Source organism: Rhodococcus sp. 05-2256-B1, from assembly GCF_002258465.1.
Taxonomy (GTDB): Bacteria; Actinomycetota; Actinomycetes; order Mycobacteriales; family Mycobacteriaceae; genus Rhodococcoides; species Rhodococcoides fascians.
Window position 1 is genome coordinate 222194 of record NZ_NOZA01000030.1, and the last position, 14109, is coordinate 236302.

General features: G+C 65.0%; 10 protein-coding genes. 8 read left to right on the top strand and 2 right to left on the bottom strand.

The window, feature by feature from the left end:
* Nucleotides 1-8 precede the first annotated feature (8 nt).
* The 4 genes from CH285_RS18185 (at nt 9) to CH285_RS18200 (ending at nt 5678) form a co-directional block, all read left to right on the top strand.
* Nucleotides 9-1511: an ABC transporter ATP-binding protein gene (locus CH285_RS18185; RefSeq protein ID WP_032390616.1), complete on the top strand. Its 1503-nt coding sequence runs from the start codon at nt 9-11 to the stop codon at nt 1509-1511.
* The gene (locus CH285_RS18190; RefSeq protein ID WP_032365197.1) at nt 1504-2724 is read left to right on the top strand and encodes an ABC transporter permease; all 1221 of its coding nucleotides are present in this window, start codon (nt 1504-1506) and stop codon (nt 2722-2724) included. Before CH285_RS18185 ends, CH285_RS18190 begins: the two co-directional genes overlap by 8 nt.
* On the top strand, nt 2721-3989 hold the full coding sequence (locus CH285_RS18195; RefSeq protein ID WP_027498372.1) for an ABC transporter permease: 1269 nt from the start codon (nt 2721-2723) through the stop codon (nt 3987-3989). Before CH285_RS18190 ends, CH285_RS18195 begins: the two co-directional genes overlap by 4 nt.
* 99 nt (nt 3990-4088) lie before the next feature.
* Complete coding sequence (locus CH285_RS18200; protein WP_032365199.1) at nt 4089-5678, top strand: AMP-binding protein; 1590 nt, start codon at nt 4089-4091, stop codon at nt 5676-5678.
* 176 nt (nt 5679-5854) lie between these two features.
* On the opposite strand, the gene CH285_RS18205 is transcribed toward CH285_RS18200, so the two are convergent.
* Nucleotides 5855-6820, bottom strand: a complete 966-nt coding sequence (locus tag CH285_RS18205; protein ID WP_027498370.1) for a glucosyl-3-phosphoglycerate synthase — start codon at nt 6818-6820, stop codon at nt 5855-5857.
* A 36-nt stretch (nt 6821-6856) separates the two neighbouring features.
* Nucleotides 6857-7879 (bottom strand): alpha/beta hydrolase, encoded by a 1023-nt coding sequence (locus CH285_RS18210; RefSeq protein WP_094643919.1) that lies wholly within the window; start codon nt 7877-7879, stop codon nt 6857-6859.
* A 260-nt stretch (nt 7880-8139) separates the two neighbouring features.
* On the opposite strand from CH285_RS18210, the gene CH285_RS18215 reads away from it, so the two are divergent.
* The 4 genes from CH285_RS18215 to CH285_RS18230 all read left to right on the top strand — a co-directional run bounded on the left by CH285_RS18215 (nt 8140) and on the right by CH285_RS18230 (nt 14081).
* On the top strand, nt 8140-9594 hold the full coding sequence (locus CH285_RS18215) for a condensation domain-containing protein (RefSeq protein ID WP_094643920.1): 1455 nt from the start codon (nt 8140-8142) through the stop codon (nt 9592-9594).
* Nucleotides 9591-11033 carry an MFS transporter gene (locus CH285_RS18220; RefSeq protein ID WP_094643921.1) on the top strand — a complete coding sequence of 481 codons (1443 nt, stop codon included), beginning with the start codon at nt 9591-9593 and terminating at the stop codon, nt 11031-11033. The genes CH285_RS18215 and CH285_RS18220 overlap by 4 nt, the downstream gene beginning before the upstream one ends.
* Before the next feature lie 91 nt (nt 11034-11124).
* Nucleotides 11125-12333 (top strand): lipase family protein, encoded by a 1209-nt coding sequence (locus tag CH285_RS18225; protein ID WP_032369919.1) that lies wholly within the window; start codon nt 11125-11127, stop codon nt 12331-12333.
* A complete protein-coding gene (locus CH285_RS18230; RefSeq protein ID WP_094643922.1) occupies nt 12330-14081 on the top strand; it encodes a CocE/NonD family hydrolase in 1752 nt (583 codons plus the stop codon). Before CH285_RS18225 ends, CH285_RS18230 begins: the two co-directional genes overlap by 4 nt.
* Nucleotides 14082-14109: the final 28 nt, after the last annotated feature.

The following is a 14109-nucleotide window of genomic DNA, read 5'->3' on the forward strand; positions in this document are numbered from 1 at the left end:
AAAGGGATATGAAGCTCGAACTTCGCGGTATAACCAAACGATTCGGCTCGTTGATCGCCAACGATCACATCGATCTGACGGTCGAATCCGGCGAGATCCACTGCCTCCTCGGTGAGAACGGCGCAGGCAAGTCCACGTTGATGAACGTGCTCAGCGGCCTGTACCGCGCCGAGGAGGGCCAGATCCTGCTCGACGACGTCGAGCAGAACTTCGCCGGACCGGGCGAGGCGATGACTGCAGGAATCGGCATGGTGCATCAGCACTTCATGCTGATTCCGGTGTTCACCGTGGCCGAGAACATCGTGCTCGGCAACGAAACCACCTCACTCGGTGGACGACTCGACCTCGTGGCAGCACGAAAGCTGGTACGAGAAATATCCGCGAGGTTCGGCTTCGACCTCGACCCCGATGCTCTCGTCGACGATCTCCCCGTCGGCGTTCAGCAACGGGTCGAGATCGTCAAGGCGCTCTCTCGAGAAGCCAAGGTGCTCGTGTTCGACGAGCCCACGGCCGTGCTGACGCCGCAGGAAACCGACGATCTGATGCGGATCATGCGGGAACTTGCGGCGTCGGGCACCACCATCGTGTTCATCACCCACAAGCTCCGTGAAGTACGCGAAGTAGCAGACAAGATCACCGTCATCCGGCTCGGCAAGGTCGTCGGCGAAGCGAAGCCGACGGCAGGCAACACCGAACTCGCCGCGTTGATGGTGGGACGTGATGTGCAGCTGACCGTTTCGAAGGAACCGGCCGAGCCGGGTGCTGCAGCATTGGTCGTCGAGAACCTGTCGGTGTTCGACGCCCAGGGCAACAAGACCGTCGACGACATCAGTCTCGAGGTCGCCGCGGGAGAAATCCTCGCCATTGCCGGCGTGCAGGGCAACGGGCAGACCGAATTCGTCGAGGCGCTACTCGGCTTGCAGGAGAACGTATCCGGAAAGATCGCCCTCGACGGTCGCTCTCTCGTCGGGGCGACAGTTCAGCAGGTGCTCGACGCCGGCGTCGGGTTCGTGCCCGAGGACCGGACCGTCGACGGCCTGGTGGGGGAGTTCTCGATTGCCGAGAACCTGATGCTCGACCGCTCCATCAGTGAGCCGTTCGTGCGGCGCGGAGCGGTACAGCGGGAGTATCTCGACACGTTCGCGTCGGAGAAACTGAGCGAATTCGACGTGCGGGCACCGGGAATCGGAACCGCCGTCGGACGCCTGTCCGGTGGTAACCAGCAGAAGGTGGTACTCGCACGCGAACTGAGCCGCGATCTGCGACTGTTCGTCGCCGCGCAGCCCACTCGCGGAATCGACGTGGGATCCATCGAATTCGTACACAAGCGCATCGTCGCCACCCGGGATTCGGGGATCCCGGTCATCGTGGTGTCGAGCGAACTGGACGAGGTCGCCGCACTGGCCGACCGCATAGCCGTCATGTATCGAGGAGCAATCGTGGGAATCGTCCCCGGGGATACGTCCCGCGAAACACTCGGATTGATGATGGGCGGCGAGCGCGGTGAGTGAGACCGAGCAGCCGTCGAAAGCTCATGTCGTACTTCGGCAGATCTTCACCGGCAGTGCGATCATCTCGGTTCTCGCGGTCCTGCTTGCGCTGATCGTCGGTGCCGTCCTCATTGCCGCGACCAACTCCGGCGTCCAGGAATCGGCCGGCTACTTCTTCTCCCGTCCGTCGGACATGCTGACGGCGATCTGGGATTCGGTGTCCGGCGCGTATTCGTCGCTGTTCCAGGGGTCGGTGTACAACTTCCGTCGTCCCGGGTTCGAGAACGGCATCCGGCCGTTGACCGAGACGCTGACATTCGCGACACCGCTCATCGTCGCCGGACTCGGTGTGGCCCTTGCCTTTCGGGTCGGTATGTTCAACATCGGTGGTCGTGGCCAGATGCTGATCGCCGCCGCATGCGCGGGCTGGGTCGGTTTCGGGGTGAGCCTGCCTGCCGGCATTCATCTGCTGGTGGCCGTTGTCGCAGGCGTTGTCGGCGGCGCGGTCTGGGGCGGCATCGCCGGATTTCTCAAGGCCCGCACCGGTGCTCACGAGGTGATCGTCACGATCATGCTCAATTACGTTGCGTTCTATCTCATCTCGTACCTGCTGCGTACCCCCGGTGCGCTGCAGGCTCCGGGATCGAACAATCCCAAGACGGCCCCCATCGAATCGACGGCCGTGTTCCCGAAGCTGTTCGGCGACAAGTACAACCTGCATCTCGGGTTCGTGCTGGTCATCCTCGTGACGGTCGCGGTGTGGTGGCTGCTCGAACGATCGAGCCTCGGATTCCGATTCCGTGCCGTCGGTGAGAACCCGCACGCGTCACGCGTCGCCGGAATGAACGTCAACCGCATCTACCTCTACGCGATGATCCTTTCCGGAGCTCTCGTCGGCCTGGCCGGCGTCGCTCAGGTGCTCGGTACGGTCACCACCGGCTTCAGTGCCGACATCGACGCCGGTATCGGATTCGACGCCATCACCGTGGCCCTGCTCGGGCGATCCAAACCGTGGGGCGTCTTCTTCGCGGGAATCCTGTTCGGCGCGTTCAAGGCCGGCGGGTTCGCCATGCAGGCGGCCGAGGGCGTACCCATCGACATCGTGCTCGTCGTGCAGTCGGTGATCGTGCTGTTCATCGCCGCACCGCCGTTGGTGCGAGCGGTGTTCCGATTGCCCAAACCCGGTGAAGAGAAACTCGCCAAAGCCGAGACCGCGAAGGTGGGTGCACTGTGACCACCTCCGTCGACTCACCCGCAGAGACGGTCCTCGGTCGTAGTTGGAAGGTGCCCACGATCCTCGGGGTCGTGACACTGCTGGCGTTGGTGCTGTTCGTGGTCCGAAAAGGCTCGGGCACCAGTACATTCGCGCTGGCCTCGGAAGACGACTTCTTCGCACTGCCCGCCGTCGGCGTACCGTCGTACGGCGCCGGCCTGGTCGTGGTGGTACTACTGGCCGTCATCACCGGCTACGCGGCGCTGTTGGCGTCGCGTTACCGGTCGACGCCGCTGTGGCTGCTCGCCGTGTTCGCAGTGCTGTTCGTGTTCGGATTCCTCGCGTGGGCCGCGGACGGGGAGACGATCCCCGTGCCCGGATTGCTCATCGGCGCAGTCGCTTTGAGCACACCGCTGATCTTCGGTGCGATGGGCGGAGTGATCTCCGAGCGCGTCGGCGTCATCAACATCGCCATCGAAGGGCAGCTACTGGCAGGGGCTTTCGTCAGCGCCGTCGTCGCGTCGATCACCGGTTCGACCTACGTGGCGTTGCTCGCCGCTCTGGTCGCAGGCGCACTGACGGCGTCTCTGCTGGCCGTGTTCTCGATTCGCTACTTCGTCAATCAGGTCATCGTCGGTGTGGTGCTCAACGTGCTCGTCGTGGGACTGACGAGCTTCCTGTACTCGGTGGTGCTCACCAAGAACGCCGAGACGCTGAATTCACCACCGCGCTTCGCGCGCATCGACATTCCGGTGCTCTCGCAGATTCCGATCCTCGGGCCGGTGCTCTTTCGGCAGACGCTCATCGTGTACCTGATGTACATCGCCGTGGCCCTGGTGTTCTTCGGTCTGTTCCACACCAAATGGGGTCTGCGACTGCGCGCGGTCGGTGAGCACCCACAAGCCGCCGACACCGTCGGGATCAACGTCGCCCGAACGCGGTTCTGGAACGTCTGCCTCGCCGGTGCCATCGCCGGGCTCGGCGGTGCGTATTTCACGCTCGGGTCCGTCGGGGCCTTCGGCAAGGAGATGACCGCAGGTGCCGGCTACATCGCACTCGCCGCGGTCATCTTCGGCCGATGGGATCCGGTGCGGGCCACCCTGGCCGCATTGCTGTTCGGCTTCGCGTCGAATCTGCAGAACGTACTGGGCATCATCGGGTCCCCGGTGCCGAGCGAGTTCATGCTGATGCTGCCGTACGTGGTCACCATTTTCGCCGTCGCCGGCCTGGTGGGCCACGTGCGAGGACCGGCCGCGGCGGGCAAACCGTACGCGTCCAGGAGTTGACGGTTTCGCCATCTGACTCAGCGGTAGGGTCGCTGTCCGATGTGACCGCTTTCACTGTAAGGTTCGATCATTGTTGCCGCAGTTTTTCGAAGGAGAGCCATGAGCTTCCGCAGTCCCTTTCCCGACGTCGAGATCCCGAATCTGAGCGTCTACGACTTCCTGTTCGGGTCCATCGCCGAGTCCGATCTGGACAAGCCTGCGCTCATCGACGGCACGTCGGGTGACGTCACCACCTACAAGAGCCTGATCGGCCAGGTCGACGCGATCGCCGGGGCGCTCGCTGCCCGTGGGCTCGAGGTCGGCGACGTCGTCGGACTGCATTCGCCGAACGTCCCCGCATTCGCTTCGGTGCTGCACGGCATTCTGCGTGCCGGCGGAACCGCGACGACGATCAATGCGCTCTACACCGCCGAGGACATCGCCAAGCAGCTCACCGGCTCCGGCGCGAAGTTCCTGTTCACCGTCTCCCCGCTGTACCCGCAGGCCAAGGCCGCCGCGGACAAGGTGGGTATCGACGCCGATCACGTCATCGTGCTCGACGGTGCCGAGGGCCACCCGAGTCTGCGGGACCTGCTCACCCAGGGCGCGCCTGCTCCCGAGGTCTCGTTCGATCCGGCGACGCACGTTGCCGTGCTGCCGTACTCGTCCGGCACGACGGGTGTGCCCAAGGGCGTCATCCTCACGCACCGCAACCTCGTCGCCAACGTGGCCCAGATGGAACCGCGCGTGGGCATCGACAGCAACGACGCGATCCTGGCGCTGCTGCCGTTCTTCCACATCTACGGCCTGACGGTGCTGCTCAACATCGCCCTCAAGCTGCGCGCGCATCTGGTGACGATGCCGAAGTTCGACCTCGTCGAGTTCCTGCGCATCATCCAGGACCAGAAGCTGACCTACCTGTTCATCGCCCCGCCGGTGGCCGTCGCGCTCGCCAAGCACCCGATGATCGATCAGTACGACCTCTCGAGCGTGCACACCATTTTCTCCGGCGCGGCCCCGTTGGACGAGGAGCTCGGCAAGGCCGTCGCCAAGCGCTTGAACACGCGGGTGCGTCAGGGCTACGGCATGAGCGAGCTCAGCCCGGTCAGCCACGCGATCCCGTTCGATCGCGACGACATGCCGCTCAGCTCGGTGGGCCAGCCACTGGCCAACACCGAGAACAAGCTCGTCGACCCGGGCACGCTCGAGGAAATCGAGCTGCCCACAGAGGGATTGAGCAAGCCGGGCGAGCTGTGGGTCAAGGGACCGAACGTGATGGCGGGATACCTGAACAATCCTTCCGCCACCGCGGAGACCCTCGACTCCGACGGTTACCTGCACACCGGCGACATCGCCGTCGCCGACCACGAGGGTGTCGTCTACATCGTCGACCGCCTAAAGGAACTGATCAAGTACAAGGGCTACCAGGTGCCCCCGGCGGAGCTCGAGGCGCTGCTGCTCACGCACGAGGAAATCGCCGACGCGGCCGTCATCGGTGTTCTCGACGACGAGGGCGAGGAAATCCCCAAGGCGTTCGTCGTCCGCCAGCAGGGTGCCACGATCGACGAAGAAGGCATCATCGCGTTCGTCGCCGAGCGCGTCTCCCCGCACAAGAAGGTCCGACGCGTCGAGTTCATCGACATCGTGCCGAAGTCTGCGGCCGGCAAGATTCTTCGTAAGGATCTGCGGGCCGCGGAGGCCGGAAAGTAATACTCCGTTCCATGACAACACCCCGTCCCACACTCAGTGGGGCGGGGTGTTGTGTTGTGGCGCAGACGTTTCGATAGTGCGCACCCATTTTTCCGACCGCGCGACCCTCCTCGGGCGCAAACATGGGCGCTCAGTCGGTAGCAGGGGTGTGAGGTTGTCGTGGAACCGCGCTCGAATCAGCCGGGTGCACTCATCGCCGGGCATCGGGTGAGGCGGTTGTATTCGTCCAGGGTGGTCAGTGGGGGACGGTCGACGAGAGACAACGGTGCCACGCTCATCGAGAGCTGAGTTCCGGTGGTGGAGAACGTGGTGAACCCGGCTCCGGAATCGCTCAGGCCCAGGCGCGAGAACATCGTGGCGATGATCTGCCGACTCATGACAGCCAACTCCGACGTCGGCCGATTTCGATGCCGTCGGGTTCCCAGTCCGACCTGGCCGATCGCGCCGATACCCAACCGGTCGCACGTATCGAGCAGTACACCGATCTCGACTCCGTAGCCGGGGGCGAACGGAAGTGCTTCCAGGAGGCGACGAGTCGCGGCGTATTCCCCGCCCAACGGTTGGAAGACGCCGGCGAGTTCGGGCCGAAGCGCCGTCAGTAGAGGACGTACCGTCAGCTGCGTGACGCGGCCGCCGCCGTCCTCGTCGGTGGTGTCACCGATCGTCAGCGGCCGACGGTAGAAGCCTTTGACCAACTCGACGTCGTCGGACATGACCAGTGGACCGACGAGGGAGGGAACGAAGTGCGAACCGGGATCGACCAGATCGGAGTCGACGAACACCACGAGGTCGCCCGAGGTGGCGGCCACTCCGCGCCACAGCGCTTCACCCTTGCCGCGAACCACGGGTGTGCCGGGTAGGGCGGCCTCCCTGGAGACGACGGTGGCACCGGCGCAGCGGGCCCGCGCCGCGGTGCGGTCGGTCGATCCCGAATCCAGCACCACCAGCTCGTCGATCAGGCTGCCCAGATGGGGAGTCATCGAGGCGATGACGCCGGCAACGGTCTCTTCCTCGTCGAGAGCGGGCAGCACGACCGAGACGGTCCGGCCACGTTTGGCCCGGATGATGTCTGCCAGTGGCCACGGAGAGCGGGCCCAGGTGGCAGCCAGAGCCGGAGTGCCCGCAACGTCGGTTCGGTTCATCGCTTTTCCTTCGTCATCGCTCGAGGAGTGCACGGCTCAGGACGGGCCGGTCGGCAGCCCCAACGACGGTGCGATCACCGACCACGAATCGTGCAGATCCTGTTGCCAGTAGGCCCAGGAATGGGTCCCGTTGGGTCGGAAGTTGTAGGTGGCCTCGATGTTCAACTCCTGCAACCGTTTCCGCATCTGTTGCGAGCACACATCGGTCGTCGCCTCGATCACTGCGCCGACGGCGAGTTGCTGGGCTAGCTTGCCGTAATCGCTGCCGATACCGGGGCCGCCCGGCACGTCGAACGCACCGGGCGCTCCCGTTCCGGACGAGATGTAGACGGCCATGCCGCGCAGCCCCTCGGCATTGACGTAGGGGTCGTTGGCAATCCAGTCGGCGCTGCCCTGTGGTCCCCACATGTTGGCGGTCGACCCACCGCCGCGGGCCTCGACGACGGACCTGACGTACATCGCACCCACCGGGTCGCTGGTGCGTGCGCATCCACTGAACGCGGCGACGGATCGATACACCGAGGGATGGGCGATGGCCAACTGCAGAACGGACGTGCCTGCCATCGATATACCGGCGACCGCATTGGCCCCGTTGCCGTCGAGCAGAGCATCCATCACCGGAGGAAGTTCGCGACCGAGGAAGGTGGACCACATGTTTCGGCCCAGTACCGGATCGTCGTGCAACCAGTCGGTGTAATAGCTCGCAGCGCCGCCCCGCGGAACCACCACGTTGACGTTCTTGTCTCCGAAGAAGCCGGCGATGTCGGTCTGGTCGAACCAGCTGCTTCCCCCGTCACCGCCCGCCGCTCCGTTGAGTAGATAGAGCGTGGGTGAACCGGGCTGTGCCGACCGAAATACGTCGAGCTGGATATCGCGGTCCATGGCTGCCGAATGCACCCACACGATGTCTCGTCGGTCGGCAACTCCCTCGACGCCGACCACCGACGAGACGGTGTCGGCGAAAGCCGACCCCGGTGCGCTCGACAGGAGAACGACGACGGTGGCGAGCACGCTCAGAGCCGACAAGGTCGCCTGACCGAGGCGAAATCGACTGGGCATCAACGGTTCCTGACATTGTGGGAGCCGCGCACGACAAACATCCGGCGAGCGCGATGTGCCTTTGGACGGTAATGCGAATCACTGGTGTCGACAACAATGTTGACGATCCTTCAGTTCTGACACAGATATCCCGCGAATCGTTGTCAATTTTCCAAAATGCTCGTCGACGGGGTTTCTCGGCCTCTGCCCGGGTGATGCACTGGCCCCTCCGACGCACCTCGCCGCGTCGAATCGCTCTGTCTCCTTCGAAAGGTTGTGTCGTGGTCGCATTCGGACTCATCGACGAGTGGAAGCCCGCTCCAGGACCGCTCACCACGTGGTCACCCACCGTCGCCTCACGAGCTGCTGCCGCGGCTGCGCCCGTTCACCCGGCACCGCCCTCGCACATCCAGCAGGCGTATCTCGAAGGCGCCTACCGCAACCGGGGATCGTCGTTCCGATTCTCCCGGCTGTGCCTGGTGACGTTCAAGATCGAAGGCACGCTGGACCGCACCGCGATGGGACGAGCATTCAACACGTTCGTCACCCGACACGATTCGTTCCGTAGCTGGTTCTCGACGACGGCCGAGGGTTCGACGCGCCACCTCGTCGACGTCGCCGACATCGCGCTCGAAGCGACCGATTTCGGAACGCCTGCGGACTCCGAGGCCATTCGGCGTCACGTGCAGGACAGCACGCCCGGTCCCGAGAGCTGGGACTGCTTCTCGTTCGGAACGATCGAACACGACGATCACTTCGTGGTGTACGCGGCGGTCGATCACCTCGACACCGACGGCATCTCGCAGGCCCTGACCTACTACGAACTGCGCCAGCTCTATCGCAACGCGGTGACGGGGGAGTCCGACGGCCTGTTCACCCCGGGCAGCTACCTCGAGTACTGCCAGCGCGAACGCCTCGAGAGCGACGCGACGACTCTCGAGAGCCCTGCGGTTCGGACCTGGATCGACTTGGTCACCGACAACGGGGGCGATCTGCCGACGTTCCCACTTCCGTTGGGACGCAGCAGCATCGACTACACGCGGACCTCGCACAGCTCGTTCCCGTTGTTCGACGGTGCCACCGCGCAGGCAGTCGACGAGGCGTGTGCAGCCGTGGGAGTCAAGTTCATCGGCGGAATCTTCGCCGCCGCAGCGCTGGCGGAGTACGAGCTCGCCGGCCGGGGCAGCTACCTCGGTCTGACGCCCAAGAGCACGCGGGCGACCCCGGGCGAATTCGCGTCGATCGGGTGGTATTCGAGCCTGATTCCGGTGCAATTCGACCTCGGTGAGCAGCCGACGTTCCGTACCCTCGCAGTGCTCGCACAGGCAGCATTCGACTCCGGAAAGTTGCTGGCGAACACCTCGTACCACCGGGTGCTCGAGCTGGCCTTGCCGGAACACGGAATCACGACGCAGCCGGGATGGACCGCGCCGATGATCTCGTACGTCGACGTTCGCAAGTTGCCGGGCGAAGCCGAATTGGATGCGGCGGGAGCGGGTCTGTACGGCAACCGCGGCAGTTCCGAGGAAGTCTTCATGTGGATCAACCGCTTCGAGGACCACACCGGCGTCGAGTTCCTGTACCCGGGCACCGACGAGGCCGATCGTTCGATCGACCTGTACTTCTCCAAGATCTCCGAAATCTACGCCGCCGTGGTCGACAAGGGCGACTACATCCCACAGCCACCCGAGGCTCACGTGTTGGCCCACGAGCTTCCGGACGTCAGCAGGGTATGACGCTCCCTCGCCGCGGGTCGTGGCTGACGCTGGGTGCCTGCCTGCTGGCCGTCACGATGCAGATGATCGACGTCACCGCCGTCACCGTGGCGTTGCCGACGATCGCGCGTGACCTCGACGCGTCGGGCACCCAGCAGGTCTGGATCCCGACGGCGTATCTGCTCGCCTTCGCCTGCGCGCTGCTCACGATGGCGCGCGCAGGTGAGGTGTTCGGGCGCAGAACGGTATTCGTCACCGGCACTGCGCTGTTCGCCGTGACATCGGTGCTCTGCGCCTACGCGCCCACGGTCGAACTGCTCGTCCTCGCTCGCGTGCTGCAGGGGCTCGCGGGAGCGGCGATGTCGGCGCAGACGGTGGCGATCGTGACAGCGGCCTACTCCGGCACGCGGCGCACCACCGCGTTCGCGCTGTACGGTGGCACCGCGGGGCTGGCCGGGCTCGCCGGGCCGTCCATCGGCGCAGCGCTGCTGCACCTCGACATCCTCGGAACCGGTTGGCGAGCACTGTTTCTGATCAACGTCCCGATCGCGGCGGCGGCGGTCGTTCTCGGCCGCAGGTTCGTGGCATCGGGTACCGAGCAGGTCCCGGCCGGACACGGCGGGCGGTTCGACCCGGTCGGTGCCGTCCTGTGGTCGATCGGGGCCCTGCTGATCGTCTGTCCCGTCATGATCAGCTCGAGTGTCGCCGCAGCGTTGCCCGCGGCTACGCTCGGTCTGACGACGCTGGCCGGGTTCGCGATGTGGGAGCGTCGTCGACGTGCTGCAGGAGCACACGTCATGGTGAACATCGGCGTCTTCGGTGAGCGAGGATTCTCCGTGGGATGCGCCGTATCGGCTCTCGTGTACGGGACCTTCACCGGGTTCGTTCTGACGATGTCGGTGACACTGCAATCCGGACTGGGGGAGAGCGCGTCGACGGTGGGAGTGATCACTGTTCCCTTCGCGCTCGGGGCAGTGCTCGCTTCCGTGGCCGCGCCGATCTCGTTCCACCACTGGGATTCTCGCGTCGTTGCGGCCGGCGCGGCCGCCATGGGACTGGCTCTGCTCGTTCTCGGCGTCACCACAGAATACCTGGACCGTGCCGGCTTTCCCTGGTGGGCGGTCGTGCCGCTCGGGGTACTCGGCGCGGGTCTCGGGTCGGTGATCGCGCCGTTGCAGAGCACCATCGTCGCGGGGGTGGCCCCGCACGCCATCGGCTCGGCCTCGGGAATTCTGCCGACCGTCCAACAAGTGGGATCGGCTGTGGGAACCGCGGTGACCGGGGCCCTGTACTTCGGTCTGCTTCCTGCGGAGCCGGTTGCCGCGGACTATCTGGCGTCTCAGCGGACGGTGTTGTTCGGGCTGGCCGCGACCATGGTGGTGGCCACCGCATTCGCGGCCGCGCTGCCCCGCGGCGTCATCGAACGCAGCTCGTCGATGGTCTCCCAGGGTGTGCCGTGAGTATTCGTAAGTGATTGTTCCGCAACAGTATCCGACAATGTCTCACCCGGACCAGGAGTTCGGGCCGATCGAAATCGAGAAGAGTTACACCATGTTTCGCACCCTCGTGACCTCGACACTCGTCGTCGGGTTGATGTCGCTGTTGTTCGTATCTGCTCCCCATGCGTCGGCTGCGCCCGGTGATCCGGCCCCGGTACCCGGCACGTTGTATGCGGCGCCTGCGGACCTGAACGGGAAGAACAATGGCGATGTCGTTGCCAGTCGGCGGTTTTCGAGCCCCCTGTATCCCGGTGCCGACATCTGGCAGCTCCAGTACCGGTCGTCCGATTCCCGAGGCGACGCCATCGCCGCAGTGACAACGGTTCTGGCACCGACGAACCGTGCACCCGGTGGGCCTCTGCTGTCGTATCAGCCGTTCGTCAATGCGCTCGGATTGCAGTGCGCACCGTCGGAGTCCCTGTTCGGTGCCGACCCGACGACCGGTGTGCAGGAACGTGAATTTCTCAACCTCGCGCTGATGCGTGGATGGACCGTGGCGGTACCGGACCACCTCGGGCCGAAAAGTGCGTACGGCGCAGCCAAGTTGGGCGGACAGATCACGCTCGACGGCGTCCGCGCCGCACAGCGCGTGCCGGAACTCGGTTTGGTAGCGAGTCCGGTAGGTATGGCCGGTTACTCCGGCGGCGGTATGGCGACGGCGTGGGCCGCGGCGCTCGCTCCCAGCTATGCACCCGAGCTGAACATCGTGGGTGCCGCAGCCGGAGGTGTGCCTGCGGATCTGGACAACATTGCTCGCGCGTTGGGTTTTCAGCCCCATCAGGCATTCGGTCTCGCGTTCGCGGCCGCCCTCGGACTCGAACGCGAATACCCGGATCGCCTGCCGATCACCGCGCAGCTCAATCCCACCGGTCTGGCGTTGAAGGATCAGGTGTCGAATGCGTGCACGCCGGTGATCCTTGCGACCGGAGCCTTCAAGAGCGCGCTGGCGGTCTCGACCACTACGTCGTTGGTGGACAGCCCCGAGGCGCAGCAGATCATCGACGAGAACAGTCTGGTCAAGTACGCCGGTGTGCCGACGGCACCCACACTTCTGTGGGGAAGCGACAACGATCCGCTCATTCCGATCGGTGCGTTGCGTGACACTGCTGCTCGGTACTGCGCGAGTGGTGCCACACTGCAGTTCGACGTCGTGCACGCACCGCAGCACATCCAGGCTGCGTTCGAGGGCCTTCCCGCGGCACTGACATTCCTGGACAACAGGTTCCGGGGTGTCGCGCCGCCGACGAACTGCCTCCGATGAGACGACTGGCAACCGTCGTCGCTGCTGTGACGACGGCACTGGTCGCGGCTTCCGCGCCCGGATATGCAGCGGATCTTCCGGTCCTGGCACCGCAGGCGCTCGGCGACTTCTCGGTGCAGACTCGGTACTTCGACGTCGTAGTGGGGCCGGAACACGACCAGCACTGCACCGTCGTCGGAGATGTGTACGTTCCTGTCGGGCTGGGACCGGACCACCGAGCTCCAGCCATTCTGACCAGCAACGGTTTCGGCGGATCCAAGGACGACCAGGCCGGTGCCGCTGCCAGATTCGCCACTCACGGCTACGTGGTTCTGACGTACTCGGCTCTGGGTTTCGGCGGCTCGACATGCAAGATCTACTTCGCCGATCCCGATTACGACGGCATGGCCGCATCGGCTCTGATCGGCTATCTCGCCGGTGCGAGCGGCGGGGTGTTCACCGATCCCGCACGGACGGTGGCCGCCCCCGCACTGGATGTGGTTCGCCTCGACGCGCCGGGTGACCCGCGCGTCGGCTACCTCGGCGGTTCCTATGCCGGCGCAACGGGATTGGCGACGGCGGCGGTCGATCCACGATTGGACACCGTCGCGTCGATGATCACCTGGAACGATCTGGCGCGGTCGTTGGCACCGGACGGGGCCGGCCGCAGATCCGTCGGGCCGGTCAAGAGCGTGTTCGGTTCGGCATTTCTGGCCGCCGGTGCCGTTCTGACCGGACCGGGCGGATACGCCGTCGATCCGGCACGGGCACAGGGGTGCCCGAACTACGCCCAGTGGGTGTGCGACGCCGCGTCCGCCTTCACGGCCAATCGCGAACCCGACCCGGGAACTCTGGCGGCGATGCGTCATGTCTCACCGGTGGACTATCTCGATCGAGTCGATGTGCCGGTGTTGCTCACGCAGGGGCAGAAAGATTCGCTGTTCAGTCTCGACGAGGCCGCAGCTACATTCGAGGCCCTGCGGGCGCGGGGAGTGGAAACGTCCATGGTCTGGCACTCGTGGGGACACAACGATCGCAAGGGTTATCCGGGTGAGTTCGACATCAAGGCCCCCGACCCGTTCACTCAGCACGAAGCGGCACTGGTGGGCAATTGGCTCGACCGACACCTCAAGGATCGTGACGTCGACCCAGGACCGGCTTTCACCTACTTCCGGGACTGGGTGCCCTACACCGGCGTCGCGTCGCCGGCCTACGTCGAATCCGAGACATTTCCCGTCGGTGCTCGCCGCACGTTCCGTTTGTCGAATGGATCACTGGCGGAGGGGGATTCGTCCAACGAAGTGTGGACGCAGACGATTCGGGGTGCAGGTGCGTCGATGCCCACCACGTTCGGACTGTCGAATCTCGCGGCCGAGTTGCCCGTGCCGCGGGTCTCGCTACCCGGCTCTGCCGCGCACTGGACGACTCCGCCACTGACCGAACCCATCGACGTCGTCGGCTCACCGGAACTGTCCATCGGTCCCACGGTGTCCGGTCCCGCGACCGTCTTCGTCACCGTGCTCGACGTAGCACCCGACGGTGCGCGGAGCCCGATTCACGGACTCCTTGCACCCGCCGTACTCACCGGATCCGGTGAACCGGTGACCATCTCGCTACCGAGCATCGTCCATCGATTCGACCGCGGTCATCGCGTCGCCGTCGAGATCACCGCGTCGGATCCTTCCTTCGCAGGTGGGCCGGGCCCAGCGGACGTCACCGTGTCCTCGATGGATCCGATCAACCAGCTTTCTCTTCCCGTAGTCCCGTGATCTTCGATTTTGCTCACCCGAAAGGCTC

What these genes read in the sequence shown, in the direction of transcription:
- CH285_RS18185 (WP_032390616.1), top strand. Translation starts at nt 9, where the DNA reads ATGAAGCTCGAACTTCGCGGTATAACCAAACGATTCGGCTCGTTGATC.
- CH285_RS18200 (WP_032365199.1), top strand. Translation starts at nt 4,089, where the DNA reads ATGAGCTTCCGCAGTCCCTTTCCCGACGTCGAGATCCCGAATCTGAGC.
- CH285_RS18205 (WP_027498370.1), bottom strand. Translation starts at nt 6,820, where the DNA reads ATGAACCGAACCGACGTTGCGGGCACTCCGGCTCTGGCTGCCACCTGG.
- CH285_RS18210 (WP_094643919.1), bottom strand. Translation starts at nt 7,879, where the DNA reads ATGCCCAGTCGATTTCGCCTCGGTCAGGCGACCTTGTCGGCTCTGAGC.
- CH285_RS18220 (WP_094643921.1), top strand. Translation starts at nt 9,591, where the DNA reads ATGACGCTCCCTCGCCGCGGGTCGTGGCTGACGCTGGGTGCCTGCCTG.
- CH285_RS18225 (WP_032369919.1), top strand. Translation starts at nt 11,125, where the DNA reads ATGTTTCGCACCCTCGTGACCTCGACACTCGTCGTCGGGTTGATGTCG.
- CH285_RS18230 (WP_094643922.1), top strand. Translation starts at nt 12,330, where the DNA reads ATGAGACGACTGGCAACCGTCGTCGCTGCTGTGACGACGGCACTGGTC.